Origin of the sequence: Mangrovicoccus algicola (assembly GCF_014903745.1) — a bacterium.
In the GTDB taxonomy this organism is placed as follows: domain Bacteria; phylum Pseudomonadota; class Alphaproteobacteria; order Rhodobacterales; family Rhodobacteraceae; genus Mangrovicoccus; species Mangrovicoccus algicola.
Genome location: NZ_JACVXA010000010.1, coordinates 41,863 through 58,531, shown reverse-complemented (window position 1 = coordinate 58,531; position 16,669 = coordinate 41,863). Strand labels below are relative to the sequence as shown.

Genomic DNA, 16,669 nt, shown 5'->3' with positions numbered 1-16,669 from the left:
GGGCTAGAGCCGCCGGATCGGCGCGCCGGCCTGCCAGGCGGCGATGGCCGCGACCGTATCCTCGTAGAACAGCCGCCAGGTCGCTTCGGTGACATAGCCCAGATGCGGGGTCAGCAGCAGGCGCGGACCGAATTCCGCCACGGCCTGCCGCCAGGGGTCCCCTGCCGCGAGGGGCTCGGACTCGAACACGTCGATTCCGGCCATGGCAGGGCGGCCGGCGCGCAGCCCGGCCAGCAGCGCGTCGCGATCCACCAGCCCGGCGCGCGAGGTGTTGAGGAAGATCGCGCCCTCGGGCAGGGCCGCGAAGGTCTCCGCGCCGATCAGCCCGGCGGTCCGTTCCGACAGGACCATGTGGGTGCTCAGCACGTCCGAGCCCGCCGCCAGGTCGGACAGGGAGGCGGCGCGGGCGACCTGCTGCGCCTCTGCCCGCTGCGCCGTCAGGTTCGGCGACCAGGCGGCGACCTGCATCCCGAGCGCGCGGCCCAGCCCGGCCATCTGCGTCCCGATATTGCCCAGCCCCACCAGACCCAGCCGCAGCCCGGCCAGGTCGCGCCCGGGCAGGCCCTGCCAGCCGCCCGCCGCCAGCGCCGCCGCCTCGGGCAGGATCCGCCGCGACAGTGCCAGCAGCAGCGCCAGGGTCAGCTCGGAGGTGGTGGTCTTGCGCGAGCGCGTGCCGCAGACCTCGATCCCCCGCGCCCTGGCGGCGTCGAGGTCGATGGAGAGGTTGCGCGGCCCGGTCGTGACGATCAGCCTCAGCGCGGGCAGGGCCGCGATCAGCTCCGCCGGGAAGGGCGTGCGTTCGCGCATCAGGCAGACGATTTCCGCTCCGGCCAGGTCGCGGGCCGGATCCGCCAGCGGTGCGCGGTGGAAGGTGATCTCGCCGCCCAGCCGGTCCCAGTCGGCAAGCCCCCTTGCCACCCCGGCATAGTCGTCCAGAACCGCGATCCGCATGGTCGTCTCCGTGATGCCCCCGCCCCGCGCGCGCCGATGCCGCCGCGGCACGGACCAAGGTGTAGCAGGCCCTGCCGGGCCTGCAAGCAGCTCAGAACGCCATGCCGAAGGCGATGACGAAGGCCTCTTTCCGGCGATTGCCCTCGAACCCGTCATAGCGGGCGTAATTCACGTTGATGAGGGCCGCGGGCGACAGCTGGATCGCGGCGCCGGCGAAGCTGTTGAGGTAGTCGCTCTCCTCCGTCAGCTCCGAGTAGCTGTTGGCGAATTCATGATCGATGCCGAGGCCGAAATAGGGATGCACGACGCCGATCGCCGGGGTCTCCAGCGCGGCCTTGGCATAGACCGAGCCGTATTCGTCCGAGGACTTGCCCAGCGGCCCGGTCACTTCGGCGCCCAGCGAATTCTCGGTCTCCTCGAACCAGGTCTTCTGCCAGGCGGCCCCGATATTGGGGCGCAAGGCCCAGCCGCGGGGGAGCCAGCCGAGATCCTCCGCCGAGAAGCTCCCCAGCGCATCCGCCTGCAGGTAGAGGCGCGTCGAATCCTGTTTCGTCTCCAGCGTGGTGAAGGGCAGCGGGATCTTCGTTTCGGTCGTTTCCTCGAACCAGGCTGCGCGCAGGGCCACGCCCCAGTTCGGGCTGACCAGCTTCAGCAGGTCGGCGCGCAGGCCCCGCCACTCGATGTCGATCGAGCCGTCATTGGTTTCCAGATCCACCTCATTGGCATCGGCCATGATCCCGATCCCCATCAGCAGCGTTGGATCCGGCGCGAAGAGATAGCTGGCCGTGACGCCATGCGCCTCGCTGTCGCTCTCGACCGCGTAGCCGTCGTTTTCGCTGCGGTCCATGTCGCTCCAGCGGTTCTCGGAGGAGAAGCGCAGGAAGGAGGCCGTGCTGCTGGGGCCGCGGTTCAGCCGCACGATGGCGCTGAGCGGTGTCAGCACCTCGCTGACCGCATCCTCGTAGCCGTCCTGCGGCGCGAAGGGCTGCGCGGCCACGGCGGCCATGGACCGGCCGCCCGCCACGCGCGACTGCACTGCGCCGTAGCGTTCGTTCGAGGACATCAGTCCCAGCAGCCCTGCGCGGCCCATGCCGGACAGGACCTGCACCGACAGCGGCGGCCCGGCCGCGCCCGGCGGCGGCCCGCCCTCCTGCGCGGTCGCGGCGGTGGCGGCAAGGCCGAGGACGAGAATGGCCGTCGGGCCGAGGGGTGTGTGACTGGGCATGGTGCTCCTCCCGTGATGCAGATCGGGTCCGGGCGCCTCCCGCGCCGGACGGACCGGTCCCGGCCCGGGTCTCGAGGGACCGCGGGGGAACCGGCAGGGTATCGGCGCCTTCGGCCGGTCGGCCGGGGCGCGGATCAGGTGTGGGACCGGGATCCGCCGCCGCGGCGCGCGGGCGCGTTTCGACGCCTGCCGCGCCCGGCTGCGGGCCGGATCAGTGGGGTTGTGGGGTATCCTCCGATGCGCCGCGCCCTCCTCCGGGCTGCGCGTTCCTCCTGCTCGGACCGGAGCCTAGCCGGGCGCAGAGGGCGAAGAAAAATTGATTGTATCGTCGCCAGGCATTCACCGGATCAATGCCTCAGGCGCGCGGGGCGTCTGCCCCGGCGTCCCGCGCCGCGCAGTCCAGGATCAGGTCCCGCAGCCATCTCAGCCCCGGGTCATTGCCGCGATGGGCCTGCCAGCGGATGCTCTGGCGCAGGGGGGGCGCCTCGAAGGGGGCGGGCCGGATCAGCAATCCGCCCTGCGGCACCGCCTTCTCGGCCAGCCGCCTTTGGATCAGCGCCACGCGGTCGGTGCCGCGGATCAGGTCGGGAATGGCCGAGAACAGGAACAGCGACAGCACCTTGCGCGGCACGATCCCGGCCCCGCGCATCGCCACGGCCGAGAAGCTCTCCTGCCCGGTCGTGGGTTCCATCAGCACCTGCGGCGCGGCGGCGAAGCGGGCCAGCGTCATGTCCTGCGCCGCATGCGGGCCGTCCTGCGCCACCAGAACCACCAGGCTGTCCTCGAAGACCGGGCAGCTTTCCTGGTCCGGGGCGCCCAGGAAATCGGGCACGATGAGCAGATCCGCCTCGCCGCGATCCAGCAGCTGCGCAGGCTGGGCGTGCTGCGGGCGCAGGTTCAGCGTGATGCCCGGCGCCTCCTCGGCCACGCGGCGCGACAGGGCCGCGCCGATCAGCGCCAGGGTGTAATCCGACAGCACGACGCTGAATTCGCGCTCGTCCGTGGCGGGGTCGAATTGCGGCCGGATGCGCGTCGCGCTTTCCACCCGCAGCATGATCTCGCGCACCGGCGCCTGCAGCGTCTCTGCCAGCGGCGACAGTTCCATCCCGCGCCCCACCTGCACCAGAAGCGGGTCGTCGAAATAGGTCCGCAGCCGCCCCAGGGCATTCGACATGGCGGATTGGGTGATGAACATCTCCTCTGCCGCCTGCGTCACGCTGCGGGTCTTGAGCAGGATATCCAGCGCGGCAAGCAGGTTCATGTCCAGGCGGTTGAAGCGCATCGCAGGCCTTTCATTCACACGGTGAATGCACATCATTCACCAAAGAAATTTCCTGAATACATCGTTCATCGCTAAACGATTGGCAAGCGGAGTCGCCGCCCGGATCGACGGGTGCGCTGCGGGACGGAGGAGATTGCCGGTGAACATCGTCGGACCGGACCACCTGGTTTTCGGGGTGGAGGACCTTGAGGGGTCGAAACAGTATCTTGAGGATTTCGGGCTGACGCCCGTGCAGATCGACGCCACCGGCTGGTGTTTCGAGGCGCTTGACGGGACCGGCGTGATCATCCGCCACCGCGACGACCCCAAGCTGCCGCCTGCTCTGCCGACCAGGAACATGCTGCGCCAGCAGGTCTATGGCGTCGCCGATGCCACCGTCCTCGACCAGATCGAGGCCGAGATGTCGCGGGACCGTCGCGTCACCCGGCTGGCCGATGGCGGGCTGGAATTCGAGGACGACCTCGGCTTCTCCCTGCGTTTCCAGGTCACGATCCGGCGGGCGCTGGACATGCCCGCGGAGAAGATCAACGCCCCCGGCGCGCCCGCGCAGCGCGGTCCGAACGAACTGGGCGTGACCGACGACATGCCCGCCCTGCCCCGCACGCTGAGCCATGTCGTTCTGTTCGTGCCGGATATCGACAAGGCGGTCGATTTCTTCGTGGGACGGCTGGGGTTCGTGATCACCGACATCCTGCAGGGCGCCGGGCCGTTCCTGCGCCCGGGCGGCAATGACGACCACCATACGAATTTCTTCATCCGCACCCCCGCCTACATGCAGGGCTGCGAACACCTGGCCTTCCACATGGGCGGGCCGACGGAACTGATGGTGGCGGGCGACCGCTTCACCCGCAAGGGCTACCAGACCTTCTGGGGGCCGGGACGGCACCGTTTCGGATCGAACTGGTTCTGGTATTTCAACAGCCCGCTCGGCGTGCATTTCGAATACGATGCCGACATGGACAAGCATGATGACAGCTGGGTCGCCCGCGAGGCGCCCAACGGTCCCGAGGCCAGCCAGATGTTCCTGCTGCAATGGCGCGAGAAATGGGCGCCCATGGGCGGGCCGGAAGGCAAGTGAGCGGGCGGCTCAGGCTCTGCCATCGCGACGACATCGCGGAGGGCCAGGCGCGGGGCTTCCTGCCCCTGCCGGGCGCGCGCCGCAAGGTCATCGTGGTACGCCGGGCCGGAACGCTGCATGCCTATATGGATGCCTGCCCGCATTACGCCGGCGGCACGCCGATGGCATGGCGCGAGGATGCCTATCTGGACGGGACCGGGCAGCACATCGCCTGCCACGCCCATGGCGCGCTCTTCGACATCGAGACCGGGGCCTGCCTGTCGGGCCCCTGTCTGGGACGGAAACTGACCCGCGTGCCGCTCCGGGAGGAGGAGGACGGGGGATTGAGCGTGCCCGCGCAGGTGGCCGGGCGCGCCGGAAGGGAGGACTGACATGGCAGCGGCACGCAAGGTTCTGGTGATCGGGGGCGGCTTCTCGGGCATGTCCGCGGCGATCATGCTGGCGCGGGGCGGGGTGGAGACCGATCTGGTCGAAATCGACGCCGGTTGGCGCAGCTACGGCGCGGGGATCAGCCTGCATGGCGCGACCCTTCGCGCCTTCGCGCAGCTGGGCATCCTCGACGAGTTCCGCGCCGAGGGCTCGGCCACGGACGGGCTGGTGGTGCGGCTGCCGCATAATGACCAGGTGATCGTCACCATTCCCACCCCGCCGATGCCCGGCACGGGCCTGCCCGGCAATGCCGCGATCATGCGCCCGGCGCTGGCCGCGATCCTCGCCCGCGCGACGCGCGGGGCCGGCGTGAATGTCCGGCTGGGGCTGAGCTTCGAGGCCATCGCGCAGGATGCCGACGGGGTGGACGTCACCTTCACCGACGGCAGCGCCGCCCGCTATGACGCGGTGATCGGGGCCGACGGGCTCTATTCGAAGACCCGCCAGGTGATGATGCCCGATGCGCCGCGGCCCGCCTATGTCGGACAGGCGGTCTGGCGGGCGGAGCTGCCCACGCCCGAGGGGATCGAGACGCTGAACATGTGGCTGGGCAAGGGGATCAAGGTCGGGATCAACCCGGTCTCGGCCGGGCGCGCCTACATGTTCGTCACCGAGGACCGGCCCGCCAATGACTGGGTTGACGAGGCGGAGCTGCTGCCGCGGATGACGGCGCTGCTGGAGCAGTTCCCCTCGCCGATCCTGACGCGGGTGAAGCAGGGGCTGAGCGTGCAGAGCAAGCTGATCTACCGGCCGCTGGAGCGGCTCCTGCTGCCGCAGCCCTGGAATGCCGGGCGGGTCATGCTGATCGGCGACGCGGTCCATGCCACCACCCCGCATCTGGGCGCAGGCGCCTGCATCGGCATGGAGGACGGCATCGTCCTGGCCGGGGAACTGCTGGGCAAACCCACCGTCGCCGAGGCCTTCGCCGCGCATCAGGCGCGCCGCTGGGACCGCTGCGCGATGGTGGTGGAGAATTCCGGCCGCCTGTCGGAGATCGAGATCACCGGCGGCGACCAGGCGGAACATAACGCGATCATGGGCCGCTCGATGGCGGCCCTGACCGAGCCGGTCTGACCGGCCGCAAAAGCAGGCTGGCGGAGGGGCCGGCCCGAGGGAGAGAGACATGACAGATACCGGAATTTCCCCGGCGGCCCCTGCCGCCGGAACGATGCGGCGCGCCGGAGCGGCGGCGCTGGTGATCGGCCATTGCGCGGGGCTTGTCGATCTCGTGGCGCTGCCGGTCTGGGTGGGGGCGCTGATCGCCCGCTACGGTTTCGGGCCCAAGGAGGCGGGCGGGCTGGCCACGCTGTTCCTTCTGGGCGCGGTCGCTGCCTCGGTCGTCACGGCGCGGAATTTCAACCGCCTGCCGCGCAGGCCCCTGGCGGTCGCGGGCTATGCCGGGGCGGCCGCCGCCTTCCTTGCCGCCGCGCAGCAGGACGGCTTTGCCGCGCTGGCGGCGCTGCATCTGCTGGGCGGGCTCAGCACCGGGCTGGCGCTGAGCATCGTGCATGGCACGATGGGCCGCGCGGCGAACCCGCATCGGCTGTTCGCCTTTGCGGGGATCGGGCTGGGGCTGTTCGGCGTCATCTACATGGGCGTCGTGCCGCAGCTCATGGTGGTGCATGGCGGGCCGGTCCTGTTCCTCGCCTTCGGCGCGATCATGGCCGTCGCCGCGCTGGCCATGATCGCCGCCTTTCCCGGGACGCCCGCGCGGGAGACCGCCGCCGCGGCCCATGGCCGCTTCGCCCCCGGCGTGCTGGCGGTGGTGGCGGGGGTCAGCCTGATGACCTTCAACCAGGCGATGGTCTTCTCCTTCGTCGAGGTGATCGGCCATGCCCGCGGCTTCGCCGCCCAGGCGATCCTGGGCACGCTGATCGCGCTGGGGCTGGTCAATTTCCTCCTGCCCGCCCCCCTGGCCGCGCTGCTGGAGACCCGCCTCTCCGCCCGCCGCGTCGTCCTGGCGGGTCCCGCGGTGCAGGCGGCGCTGGCGCTGGGGCTGACCTTCGCCACCGTCTTCACGCTCTGGGCGCCGGTCGCCGCCGTCTTCGTCGCGGTGCAGATCTTCACTCACACCTTCGCCTTCGGCCTCTTGTCGCGGCTTGATCCAACCGGGCGCGCTGCCGCGGCCACGCCCGCCATGCTGATGACCGGCTCGGCGCTGGGGCCGGTCGCGGGCGGCCTGCTGATGGAAGGCGCCTCGATCCATGCGCTCGGCCTGACCGCCTGCGCGGTCGCCGCCTGTTCCATCGCCGCCTTCGCCCGGGGCACCCGCCCCGCCGCCTGACACGACATCCCGCCGGGGCCCGCCAGGAGGCCCCGGCGCCACGACCCCGAGGAGGACCCCCATGACCATCACCCGCACCGCCCTGCTGGCGGCCGCGCTGCTCGCCGCCCTGCCCGCCGCGGCGGAGACCACCTTCACCGTGCTGGGATCGGGCGGCGGGCCGGTGGTGCGGCCCGACCGCTCCCAGCCGGCCAACCTGCTGAGCGTCGACGGACGGCATATCGTCGTCGATGCCGGGGACGGGCTGTCGGTGCGGCTGGCGGCCAAGCGCGTCCGCATGGGCGATATCGACGAGGTGCTGATCAGCCACCTGCATTTCGACCATGTCGCCGGGCTGCTCGGCGTGCTCGGCCTGCGCTTCCAGACCAACCCCGAGAAGCCCGTGGCGATCTACGGCCCGCCCGGCACCAGGGCGCTGGTCGAGGGCATGCTGACCGGCATGGGGCCGGCGATGGAGGCCTCCTACGGTCTCGAGGGCGCCACCGTGATGACGCCCGAGGAACTTGTCACGGTCACCGAGATCCGCGGCGGCGACAGTTTCGATCTGGGCGCAACCCGCGTCACCGCGGCGAAGAACAGCCATTACAGCTTTGCCCATGGCAGCGAGATGGACCGGAAATACGAGTCGCTCTCCTTCCGCTTCGACACGCCGGACCGGTCGATCACCTATACCGGCGATACCGGCTGGTCCGATGCGGTGATCGAACTGGCCCGCGGCACCGACCTCCTGGTCAGCGAACTGATCGACCTGCCCTCGGTCATGGAGACGGTCCGCCGTACCGCGCCGGAGCATCTGACAGGCGAGATCGAGGCGCATCTTTCGGCGCATCACGTCAGTCCCGACGAGATCGGCCGCATGGCCGCCGCCGCCGATGCGGGGGCGGTCGTCGCGACCCATCTGGTGGCCGGCGCGCAGATCACGCCCGAGAACATCGCCGGATGGCAATCCGCGATCCGCGCGCATTTCCCCGGACCGGTCGCCATCGCCGAAGACCTGCAGGATTACTGACAGACGCCCCGGGCATTCATGCGCTGAATGGCCGGGATCACCCCTATCCATTTTCCGAACGCAACGGGGCGCAGTACCCCCGTCCCGACCGCAAGACGACCCGAGGAGCCCGCCATGGCGATGTTCGACTATTTCCCCAACTATGTCTGGAACCTGACGGTCTCCATCGCGCTGGCCTCCGGCGCGGAGATCGGCGAGATCATGGACATGTGCCAGCCTCTGCTGAAGAAGGCCGAGGGCGGCGAGGATGCGGGCACCCGCGATTTCATGACCGAATGGGTGCGCGTGGCCGACCGGCTGGCCGGGCTGGCCGCCGAAGAGGAGGCGGCGGGCCGCCTGTTTTCCGCCGGGGACAAGCTGAAGCGCGCGGCGCTTTACTACATCATGGCCGAGCGGATGCAGGGCCAGGGCGATCCCGAACGGATGGTGACCTATCGCAAGGGGCTGGCCTGTTTCGGCAAGGGGACGCAATTCTCCGGCGAAACCGTCCGCCGCCTGGAGATCCCCTATGGCGACAAGGTGATCCCTGTGCTCTACACCCCTGCCGAAGGGGTCGAGGGACCGGCCCCGGCGGTGGTCTACCTGAACGGGCTCGATAGCTGCAAGGAGCTGCTTTACTGGTCCTACCTGCCCCATGCGCTGGCGAAACGCGGCATTGCCACGCTCTGCGTCGACCAGCCCGGCACCGGCGAGAGCCTGCGGCTCCAGGATCTGCACGCGCATTTCGACAGCGAGGCCTGGGGCAGCCCGGTCTATGACTGGCTGGCCGCGCGCGAGGATGTCGATGCCGCGCGGATCGGCATCACCGGCATCTCGCTGGGCGGCTATTACGCGCCGCGCGTCTGCGCCAACGATCCCCGCTATGCCGCGGGCGCGGTCTGGGGCGCGAACCACAACTGGGCCGAGGTGCAGCAGAAGCGCCTGCGCCGCGAGGGCGAGAACCCGGTGCCGCATTACTGGAACCACGTCATGTGGGTCTTCGGCGCGAAGGACATGGACGAGTTCCTGGAGAAATCCGCGGGATTCTGCCTCGACGGGCAGATGGAGAAGATCCGCGTGCCCTTCCTCGTCACCCATGGCGAGAAGGACCGCCAGATCGGGCTGGATTACGCCCATGCGGCCTATGACCAGCTGGTCAATGCGCCGCGGCGCGAGCTGAAGATCTTCACCGATCGCGAAGGCGGGGTGGAACATGTCGGCGCCGACAACATGACCTACGGGCGCAACTTCATCGCCGACTGGTTCGCCGACACGCTGGGCGGCCGCACCGCGCCCGAGGGCGTCGCCGCCACGGTCACGGAGACCGCCTGACCATGCGTTTCGCCACCCTTCCCGATGGCAGCCCGGACGGACGGCTGCACCTCGTCTCCCGCGACAACACCCGCTGCAGCCCGGCGCGGGCGGTGGCCTCGCTGCGCCTGCTGATGGAGGACTGGGACGCCGTCGCCCCCGCGCTGGAGGCGGAACAGGCCGCGCTGAACATGGGCGGCGGCATGCCCTTCGATGCCGCCGCCGCATGCGCGCCGCTGCCGCGCGCCTGGCAATGGCTGGACGGCTCGGCCTATGACAGCCACGGCGCGCTGATGCAGAAGGTCTTCGGCCTCGACCCGAACCCGAAGGGCCGGCCGCTGATGTACCAGGGCCTGTCCGACCGGTTCCTGGGCGGGGCGGCCGATGTGCCCCTGCCCTCCGAGGCGGACGGGATCGATTTCGAGGGCGAATTCGGCGTCATCGCCGACAGCGTGCCGATGGGCAGCCCCGCCGGCGAGGCCGCCGCGCGGATCCGGCTGGTCGTGCAGATCAATGACTGGTCGCTGCGCGTCGTGGCGCCCGTCGAGATGAAGACCGGCTTCGGCTGGGTGCAGGCGAAACCGGCCTGTTCCGTGGCTCCCGTCGCGCTGACCCCGGATGAACTCGGGGCGGCGTGGCGGGACAATCGCGTCGACCTGCCCCTGCGCGTCACGCTGAACGGCCGCCCCTTCGGCCATGCGGAGGGGCGCGAGATGGCATACAGCTTTGCCGAGCTCCTTGCCCATGCCGCGCAGAGCCGGGACCTCGTCGCCGGGACGGTGCTGGGCTCGGGCACGGTGTCGAACGCGGATTGGGACGAGGTCGGCTCCTCCTGCCTGGCGGAACGCCGCGCCATCGAGATGCTGGAAACCGGCGCGCCGGTCACGCCCTGGATGCGCTTCGGCGACCGGGTGCGGATGGAGGCGACCGCCCGCGACGGCGCCCCCCTGTTCGGCGCCATCGACCAGAAAGTGGTGAAGGGAGGCCGCGCATGAGCCGTCGCATCATCGACCTGTCTGTCACGCTGGACGCGGATATCCCCGCCGATCCGCCGGGCATGGGGCCCGAGATCACTTATCTCGGCCATGCCGAGGGCGCCGCGCAATACGAGGAGATGTTCGGCATCCCCGTGGCGCATCAGCTGGACGGCGCGGGCGCGGCGGTGGAACTGTTGCGGCTGACCACCCATAACGGCACGCATCTGGACGCGCCCTGGCATTACCACCCGACGATGGATGGCGGGAAGCGCGCGATCACCATCGACGAGGTGCCGCTGGAATGGTGCATCGGGCCGGGGGTGAGGCTGGATTTCCGCCATCTGCCCGACGGCCATGTGGTCACCGCCGCCGAGATGGCGGCGGAATTCGGGCGCATCGGCCATGATCTGCGCCCCGGCGAGATCGTGCTGGTCAACACCCGGGCGGGCGCGCTCTACGGCCAGCCGGGCTATGTCGCGGCGGGTTGCGGCATCGGGCGCGAGGCGACGCTGTGGCTGGCGGAGCGGGGCATGCGGGTCTGCGGCACCGATGCCTGGAGCTGGGATGCGCCGCTGAAGGCGGTTGCCGAGAAGGCGAAGGCGACCGGCGACTGGGGGCTGTTCTGGGAGGGCCACAAGGCCGGGGCCGAGACCGTCTATTGCCACATGGAGAAGCTGGCCAACCTGGACCGGCTGCCTGCCACCGGGTTCGAGGTGATCTGCCTGCCGGTCAAGATCGCCCGCGGCTCGGCCGGCTGGTGCCGTCCCGTCGCGCTGCTGGACGGCTGAGCGCGGGGGCGTCCGGGCGCGGGAGGCCCCGGGTCGGGCCCGGGGCGGGACGGGGCCTTCGGGCCGCCGCGCGGTGGGGGGCGGATGCAGTTTCTGCATGGCGGCATTGCCGAGCTATGCGTTGTCGCAGCGCAGAAAACGCGTAGTTTACCGCTAACAGGAACAACAGCGGACCGGCCGCCTCCCCCGGCCCCCGCCCAGAGACACGGAGCAGATCCATGACCGATTTCGCCATCACCCGTCCCGCCGCCCCGCTTTTCGGCGGCCGCATCCAGACCTTCTTCGCCGGTGTCGCCGAAGGCCTGCGCCGCTACCAGAGCTTCCGCGTCGCCTGCGCCGAGCTGGAGATGCTGAGCGACCGCGAACTGGCCGATCTGGGCATCGCCCGCCGCGAGATCGCCGCCGTCGCCGCCAAGGCCGCCCGCGGCTGAATTCCGCGGCCGCCGCAGCCTGCGGCCGCCATGCACCCGCTGTCGTGACCGGGGCGCCCCTGCCAGGGCGCCCCTTGTCGTATCCGGGGGCCGTGCCCGCCCGCGAACCGTCGGATCAGCGTGCGGATTTCGGGGTCCAGGCGAATTTCTGCATCCCCGGATCGACCGGCGTCTCGGCGAGGTGGTTGGTGTAGTTGCTCATCACCTTCTGCGCGAGGGCCAGCACGATTTCCAGCACGTGCCGCTGGTCGAAACCTGCCGCGAAGAAGGCATCGAGCGCCGCGTCGCCGGGCCGTCCGCGGCTGTCGGCCATCGCCAGGGTGAAGCTGCGCAGCGCCTCAAGACGGTCAGTGGGCAGCGGCGTCTCCTCGCGCAGCGCCTCCGAGATGCCGTCATCGACCCCCATCGCCTTGGCGATGCCGGTATGGGCGGGGACGCAGTAATGGCACTGGTGATAGACGTTGATCGTCTGCCACACGACGGTCTTCTCCTCCGCATCGAAGGCGGTTTCCTCGGCGAAGAGGCGGTGCAGTTCCTGGTAGCCTTCCAGCAGGGCGGGCGCCCCGGCCATGACCGCATGCAGCCCCGGCAGCCGGCCGAAGGCGGCCTTCGATTTCTCGATCAGCGGTGCCGCGGCTTCGGGCGCGGTGGTTTCGTCGAATCGTTCGAACCTGGTCATCTTGCATCTCCTGTGCAGGTTGCGGGTCATGGACGTCTGCCTGACAGTTATGGAGTGATTGCTCAAGTAAAGGATGAGTGATCGCTCAAGAACGCGTGCCCCCTTCTGTCCGGCCCCCTCAGGCGCTATGATGAAGGGATGCCGAGACCCGTGACCCATGACCGCGCTGCCGCGCTGGATGCCGCGATGGCCCTGTTCTGGGTCCGCGGCTATCACGCGACCTCCCTGAAGGATCTGGAGGCGGCGCTGAACATGCGCCCGGGCTCCATCTATGCCGCCTTCCGCAGCAAGGAGGGGCTGTATCGTGCCGCGCTGGATCTCTATGCGGGACGGATGCAGGCGGAGCTGCGCGATCTGGCGCTTGCCGCGCCCGCGCCTCTGGCCGCGCTGCAGGCGCATCTGCGCGCCATCGCGGGGCAGTCCTGCGGCACGCAGCGGCCCTCCAGCGCCTGCATGCTGGTCAAGGCGCTGCTGGACCATCCGCAGGAGGGAGCGCTGCGCGACCTGGTGCTGACGCATCTGGACGGGGTGGAGCAGATCCTCGCCGAGGCTTTCGCGCGGGCGGGCGAGATGGGCGAGCTGCCCCGGGGCAGCGATCCGGCGCGGCTGGCCCGGCGGATGCAGACCTATGTCTTCGGGCTGAAGATCCAGGCGCAGCGGGGTCTGGCGCCGGAGGCGATGCAGCGCCTGTGCGACGATCTCGCCGCAGAGCTGGGCGCGCTGGTCCCGGCCTGAATCGGAGGATCGCGCGGTCTGGACGCGCCGGCAGGGCTTCCCTTTGCCGCCGTCTCACGGCATTGTGCGCGCCATGACGCGACTGCGGTCCCTTCCCGGCTTCGGCCTCCTGCTCGCGCTGGTGCTGATTGTCGCCGGCGCGATCTCGGCCACGCATCTGCTGCCCGAAAGGCAGAGGGCGGCCGAGGCCTTCGCCCTGGCCCTGATCGGCGCCCAGCCGGGCGACCTGTGCGGACCGGACGGGGCGCATGGCGCCCATGAGGCGCATCATGGCGGTGGCTGTCCCTTCTGTCACAAGCTGCCCGAACCGGGACGGCTGAGCGCGCCCGACCGGGTGCGGATCCTGTCCCTGCCCTACCGGCCCGACGATGCCCGCGACCTGGTGGCCGGGCCGCAGCAGGCCCTGCCGCATATCCCCGTGCGCGGCCCGCCGCGCTCCGCCTGATCCCAGGTTTCACCGGCGGCCTTCGGCCGCAACCGGCGCGCCCGCGCGCCAAGGGACAGTCACGGAGACCCCCATGTCCAAACGCACCCTTTCCGTCGCCATCGCGGCCCTTCTGTCGATCCCGGCCCTTGCCCAGGCCCATGCCACGCTGGAGCAGAAGCAGGCCGTCATCGGCGCGACCACCAAGATCACCCTGCGCGTCCCCCATGGCTGCGACGGCGCGGCGACCGATACCGTCCGGCTGGAGATCCCCGAAGGGGTCTACAACGTCAAGCCGATGCCTAAGCCCGGCTGGGACCTGCGGACCGAGACCGGCGCCTATGCGACCCCCTTCGTCAGCCACGGCCAGGAGATGACCGAAGGCGTGCGCGCGGTGATCTGGTCGGGCGGCGACCTGCCGGATGCCTTCTATGACGAATTCACCATCCGCGGCACGGTCGGGCCCGATGCGCAGCCCGGGGCGATCCATTTCCCGGCGGTGCAGGGCTGCGGCGATGCCACGGCCGACTGGACCGATACCAGCGGATCGCATGACGTGCCCAACCCCGCCCCGGCGCTGATGCTGGTGGCCGGCGAGGACGGCGGGCATGGCCTGCCTGCAGGCGCGGCCGAGCTGGGCGACCTGGCCATCGAGGGCGGCTTTGCCCGCGCCACCCTGCCCAACCAGCCGGTGGCGGGCGGATTCCTGAGCATCGCCAATCACGGAAGCGCGCCGGACCGGCTGGTCGCGGCCGCCGCCCCGGTGGCGGGGCGCACCGAGCTGCACGAGATGTCCATGAAGGACGACGTGATGGTGATGCGCGAATTGCAGAACGGGCTGGAGATCCCGGCGGGCGGCACCGCCACGCTGGCACCGGGCGGCAATCACATCATGTTCATGGAGCTGACCGGGCCGCTGGCCGAAGGCGACACCGTGTCCCTGACCCTGACCTTCGAGCAGGCGGGCGAGGTCACTTTCGATCTGCCGGTGCTGGCGCGCGACGCCGATGGCGCGGCGGAGGCCCATGACCATTCGCACATGCACGCGCATTGAGGCCCGCCATGACACCACGCATCAGGACATGGGCGATCACCGGCGCGATCGCGGCGGTGGCGGCGGCGATCGCCGCCGCCGTCATCCTCCCGCAGCTCGAAGGCGACCCGATCGCCGAACTGGGCCGCGGCGACTACGAGCTTGCCACGACATCGGGCGAGAGCTTCACCGAGGACACGCTGCGCGGCGCGCCCTCGGCCGTCTTCTTCGGCTTCACCCATTGCCCCGAGGTCTGCCCGACCACGCTGGGCGAGGTCGATGGCTGGAAATCGGTGCTGTCGGAGGAAGGCCGCGACCTGCGGGTCTTCTTCGTCACCGTCGATCCGGAACGGGACACGCTGGAGGTGCTGGGCGACTATGTCTCCTGGGTGCCGGGCGTCACCGGCGTCTCGGGCAGCCCCGATGAGGTGGCGGAGGCGATCCGGGCCTTCCGTATCTACGCGGCCAAGGTGCCGCTGGAGGATGGCGGCTACACGATGGACCATTCCGCCTCGGTGCTGCTCTTCGACGCGAAGGGCCGCCTGTCGGGGGTGATCCCCTATCAGGCCGAGGACGAGCGCGCGCTTTCGGCGATCCGCGAGCTGTATAGCAGCTAGGCGCGCGCGCCCGGCCAGATCCGGCGGACCTCCCCCGGCGGGGCGGTCCGCCCGTTCCAGACATCACGAGGCTTCCCATGTCCGTTTCCCCTCCGGGCGCGCTGCGCACCGGGCTCTACCGCGCCGTCTGGCGCTGGCATTTCGTCGCGGGGCTCCTGGTCCTGCCCTTCCTGATCCTGCTGGCGGTGACCGGCGCGATCTACCTGTTCAAGGACGAGATCAACGACGCCGCCTACCGGCACCTGCATTTCGTCGCGCCGCAGGCGGCGGCGCCGCTGCCCGCCTCGGCGCTGTCCGCCGCGGCGCTGGAGGCGCATCCCGGCACGCTGCGCGCCTATCTGCCCGCCGCCGCCCCCGACCGCTCGGCCCGGATCCGCATCCGCGATGCCGAGGGCGTGACCGATACCGTCTATGTCGACCCCTACGATGCCACGGTGCTGGGCAGCCTGTGGGATGCCGGCTTTGCCGGGTCTCCGGCGATGCATGTCGTGCGCAAGCTGCACAGCCTGGAATATGTCGGCTGGTTCGGCAACCGGCTGGTCGAACTGGCCGCGGGCTGGATGATCCTGCTGGTGGGGACCGGGATCTACCTTTGGTGGCCGCGCGGGCGCAATGTCGGCGTGCTGACGCTGCGCCGCCGCAAGGGCCGGGGCTTCTGGCGCGACCTGCATGCGGTGGGCGGGCTCTATCTGGGCGGCTTCATCGTCTTCCTGGCGGTGACCGGCCTGCCCTGGTCGGGCGTCTTCGGCAAGCAGTTCTACGATCTCAGCTACCGGCTGGGACTGGGGATGCCCGACGGCTACTGGTCGGCCTATCCGGTCTCGGACCAGACCCTGGCGGATGTGGCCGACAAGGCCCCCTGGATCGCCGAGCGCCAGCCGGTCCCGCAATCGCGCAGCCATGAGGGCGTGCCTGCCGGGATCGACCGGATCGTCGAGATCGTCGAGGCCCGCGGCATCCATCCGGGCTATGCGCTGGCCATGCCCTCGGGGCCTGCGGGGGTCTTCACCGCCTCTGCCTATCCCGAGGATATCGACGGCGAGCGGGTGATCCATCTCGACCAGTATTCGGGCGAGGTGCTTTATGATGCCGGGCTGGCCGATCTGGGCTGGTTCGGGCGCATGGCCGAACGCGGCATCAGCATCCATATGGGCCAGGAATGGGGGCGGGCGAACCAGGTCGTGCTGCTGCTGGCCTGCCTCGGCATGATCGCGATGGCCATCGCCGCGGCCCGGATGTGGTGGCTGCGCCGCCCCGCGGGCGGGATCGGGGCGCCCGCCCTGCCCGCCGACCTGCGCCTGCCGCGGGGCCTGCTGGTCATCGCGCTGGTGGCGGGGGTCCTCCTGCCGCTGGTGGGGCTCTCCATGCTGGTCATTGCCGCGGTGGAGATCGCGCTGGCGCTTGGCGCGCGCCGCCGGCACCCGGCCTGATCCGCGC

18 protein-coding genes are annotated in these 16,669 nt (G+C 70.4%); 14 read left to right on the top strand and 4 right to left on the bottom strand.

Annotation, left to right across the window (positions count from 1 at the left end; translation table 11 throughout):
* Positions 1–3: 3 nt before the first annotated feature.
* The 3 genes from ICN82_RS05230 to ICN82_RS05220 form a co-directional block, all read right to left on the bottom strand.
* Positions 4–951 carry a D-2-hydroxyacid dehydrogenase family protein gene (locus tag ICN82_RS05230; RefSeq protein ID WP_193180423.1) on the bottom strand — a complete coding sequence of 316 codons (948 nt, stop codon included), beginning with the start codon at positions 949–951 and terminating at the stop codon, positions 4–6.
* Positions 952–1,042: 91 nt separating this feature from the next.
* On the bottom strand, positions 1,043–2,176 hold the full coding sequence (locus ICN82_RS05225) for a hypothetical protein (RefSeq protein WP_193180422.1): 1,134 nt from the start codon (positions 2,174–2,176) through the stop codon (positions 1,043–1,045).
* Between the two features lie 355 nt (positions 2,177–2,531).
* Positions 2,532–3,458 (bottom strand): LysR substrate-binding domain-containing protein, encoded by a 927-nt coding sequence (locus tag ICN82_RS05220; protein ID WP_193180421.1) that lies wholly within the window; start codon positions 3,456–3,458, stop codon positions 2,532–2,534.
* 139 nt (positions 3,459–3,597) lie between these two features.
* Here ICN82_RS05220 and ICN82_RS05215 point away from each other — a divergent pair, with 139 nt between their 5' ends.
* The 9 genes from ICN82_RS05215 (at position 3,598) to ICN82_RS05175 (ending at position 11,744) form a co-directional block, all read left to right on the top strand.
* A complete protein-coding gene (locus ICN82_RS05215; RefSeq protein WP_193180420.1) occupies positions 3,598–4,536 on the top strand; it encodes a VOC family protein in 939 nt (312 codons plus the stop codon).
* Positions 4,533–4,907, top strand: coding sequence for a Rieske (2Fe-2S) protein (locus tag ICN82_RS05210; protein WP_330998964.1), 375 nt, complete (start codon positions 4,533–4,535; stop codon positions 4,905–4,907). Before ICN82_RS05215 ends, ICN82_RS05210 begins: the two co-directional genes overlap by 4 nt.
* A 1-nt stretch (position 4,908) precedes the next feature.
* On the top strand, positions 4,909–6,039 hold the full coding sequence (locus ICN82_RS05205) for an FAD-dependent oxidoreductase (protein WP_193180419.1): 1,131 nt from the start codon (positions 4,909–4,911) through the stop codon (positions 6,037–6,039).
* Between the two features lie 49 nt (positions 6,040–6,088).
* The gene (locus tag ICN82_RS05200) at positions 6,089–7,249 is read left to right on the top strand and encodes an MFS transporter (RefSeq protein ID WP_193180418.1); all 1,161 of its coding nucleotides are present in this window, start codon (positions 6,089–6,091) and stop codon (positions 7,247–7,249) included.
* Positions 7,250–7,310: 61 nt separating this feature from the next.
* Positions 7,311–8,258 carry an MBL fold metallo-hydrolase gene (locus tag ICN82_RS05195; protein WP_193180416.1) on the top strand — a complete coding sequence of 316 codons (948 nt, stop codon included), beginning with the start codon at positions 7,311–7,313 and terminating at the stop codon, positions 8,256–8,258.
* A gap of 114 nt (positions 8,259–8,372) precedes the next feature.
* Entirely contained in the window at positions 8,373–9,569 is a 1,197-nt protein-coding gene (locus ICN82_RS05190; RefSeq protein WP_193180414.1) for an alpha/beta hydrolase family protein, read from the top strand.
* A gap of 2 nt (positions 9,570–9,571) precedes the next feature.
* On the top strand, positions 9,572–10,543 hold the full coding sequence (locus tag ICN82_RS05185) for a fumarylacetoacetate hydrolase family protein (protein ID WP_193180412.1): 972 nt from the start codon (positions 9,572–9,574) through the stop codon (positions 10,541–10,543).
* Positions 10,540–11,313: a cyclase family protein gene (locus ICN82_RS05180; protein WP_193180409.1), complete on the top strand. Its 774-nt coding sequence runs from the start codon at positions 10,540–10,542 to the stop codon at positions 11,311–11,313. Before ICN82_RS05185 ends, ICN82_RS05180 begins: the two co-directional genes overlap by 4 nt.
* Before the next feature lie 218 nt (positions 11,314–11,531).
* Positions 11,532–11,744 carry a DUF1127 domain-containing protein gene (locus ICN82_RS05175; protein WP_193180407.1) on the top strand — a complete coding sequence of 71 codons (213 nt, stop codon included), beginning with the start codon at positions 11,532–11,534 and terminating at the stop codon, positions 11,742–11,744.
* A gap of 115 nt (positions 11,745–11,859) precedes the next feature.
* Here the strand turns inward: ICN82_RS05175 and ICN82_RS05170 are convergent, their stop codons facing one another.
* Positions 11,860–12,423, bottom strand: coding sequence for a carboxymuconolactone decarboxylase family protein (locus ICN82_RS05170; protein ID WP_193180405.1), 564 nt, complete (start codon positions 12,421–12,423; stop codon positions 11,860–11,862).
* Between the two features lie 138 nt (positions 12,424–12,561).
* Here ICN82_RS05170 and ICN82_RS05165 point away from each other — a divergent pair, with 138 nt between their 5' ends.
* The 5 genes from ICN82_RS05165 (at position 12,562) to ICN82_RS05145 (ending at position 16,662) form a co-directional block, all read left to right on the top strand.
* Positions 12,562–13,158: a TetR/AcrR family transcriptional regulator gene (locus ICN82_RS05165; RefSeq protein ID WP_193180403.1), complete on the top strand. Its 597-nt coding sequence runs from the start codon at positions 12,562–12,564 to the stop codon at positions 13,156–13,158.
* A 73-nt stretch (positions 13,159–13,231) separates the two neighbouring features.
* Positions 13,232–13,603 (top strand): hypothetical protein, encoded by a 372-nt coding sequence (locus ICN82_RS05160; protein WP_193180401.1) that lies wholly within the window; start codon positions 13,232–13,234, stop codon positions 13,601–13,603.
* A 73-nt stretch (positions 13,604–13,676) separates the two neighbouring features.
* On the top strand, positions 13,677–14,636 hold the full coding sequence (locus ICN82_RS05155) for a DUF1775 domain-containing protein (protein WP_193180399.1): 960 nt from the start codon (positions 13,677–13,679) through the stop codon (positions 14,634–14,636).
* Positions 14,637–14,644: 8 nt separating this feature from the next.
* On the top strand, positions 14,645–15,232 hold the full coding sequence (locus tag ICN82_RS05150) for an SCO family protein (protein WP_193180397.1): 588 nt from the start codon (positions 14,645–14,647) through the stop codon (positions 15,230–15,232).
* Positions 15,233–15,309: 77 nt separating this feature from the next.
* Complete coding sequence (locus ICN82_RS05145) at positions 15,310–16,662, top strand: PepSY-associated TM helix domain-containing protein (RefSeq protein ID WP_193180395.1); 1,353 nt, start codon at positions 15,310–15,312, stop codon at positions 16,660–16,662.
* The last annotated feature ends 7 nt before the right edge of the window (positions 16,663–16,669 follow it).

Excerpts from the sequence above, each read along its gene's own strand:
- ICN82_RS05170 (WP_193180405.1), bottom strand. The coding sequence starts at position 12,423 with ATGACCAGGTTCGAACGATTCGACGAAACCACCGCGCCCGAAGCCGCG.
- ICN82_RS05195 (WP_193180416.1), top strand. The coding sequence starts at position 7,311 with ATGACCATCACCCGCACCGCCCTGCTGGCGGCCGCGCTGCTCGCCGCC.
- ICN82_RS05145 (WP_193180395.1), top strand. The coding sequence starts at position 15,310 with ATGTCCGTTTCCCCTCCGGGCGCGCTGCGCACCGGGCTCTACCGCGCC.
- ICN82_RS05175 (WP_193180407.1), top strand. The coding sequence starts at position 11,532 with ATGACCGATTTCGCCATCACCCGTCCCGCCGCCCCGCTTTTCGGCGGC.
- ICN82_RS05150 (WP_193180397.1), top strand. The coding sequence starts at position 14,645 with ATGACACCACGCATCAGGACATGGGCGATCACCGGCGCGATCGCGGCG.
- ICN82_RS05180 (WP_193180409.1), top strand. The coding sequence starts at position 10,540 with ATGAGCCGTCGCATCATCGACCTGTCTGTCACGCTGGACGCGGATATC.
- ICN82_RS05205 (WP_193180419.1), top strand. The coding sequence starts at position 4,909 with ATGGCAGCGGCACGCAAGGTTCTGGTGATCGGGGGCGGCTTCTCGGGC.
- ICN82_RS05155 (WP_193180399.1), top strand. The coding sequence starts at position 13,677 with ATGTCCAAACGCACCCTTTCCGTCGCCATCGCGGCCCTTCTGTCGATC.
- ICN82_RS05165 (WP_193180403.1), top strand. The coding sequence starts at position 12,562 with ATGCCGAGACCCGTGACCCATGACCGCGCTGCCGCGCTGGATGCCGCG.
- ICN82_RS05230 (WP_193180423.1), bottom strand. The coding sequence starts at position 951 with ATGCGGATCGCGGTTCTGGACGACTATGCCGGGGTGGCAAGGGGGCTT.
- ICN82_RS05200 (WP_193180418.1), top strand. The coding sequence starts at position 6,089 with ATGACAGATACCGGAATTTCCCCGGCGGCCCCTGCCGCCGGAACGATG.
- ICN82_RS05220 (WP_193180421.1), bottom strand. The coding sequence starts at position 3,458 with ATGCGCTTCAACCGCCTGGACATGAACCTGCTTGCCGCGCTGGATATC.
- ICN82_RS05185 (WP_193180412.1), top strand. The coding sequence starts at position 9,572 with ATGCGTTTCGCCACCCTTCCCGATGGCAGCCCGGACGGACGGCTGCAC.
- ICN82_RS05190 (WP_193180414.1), top strand. The coding sequence starts at position 8,373 with ATGGCGATGTTCGACTATTTCCCCAACTATGTCTGGAACCTGACGGTC.
- ICN82_RS05225 (WP_193180422.1), bottom strand. The coding sequence starts at position 2,176 with ATGCCCAGTCACACACCCCTCGGCCCGACGGCCATTCTCGTCCTCGGC.
- ICN82_RS05160 (WP_193180401.1), top strand. The coding sequence starts at position 13,232 with ATGACGCGACTGCGGTCCCTTCCCGGCTTCGGCCTCCTGCTCGCGCTG.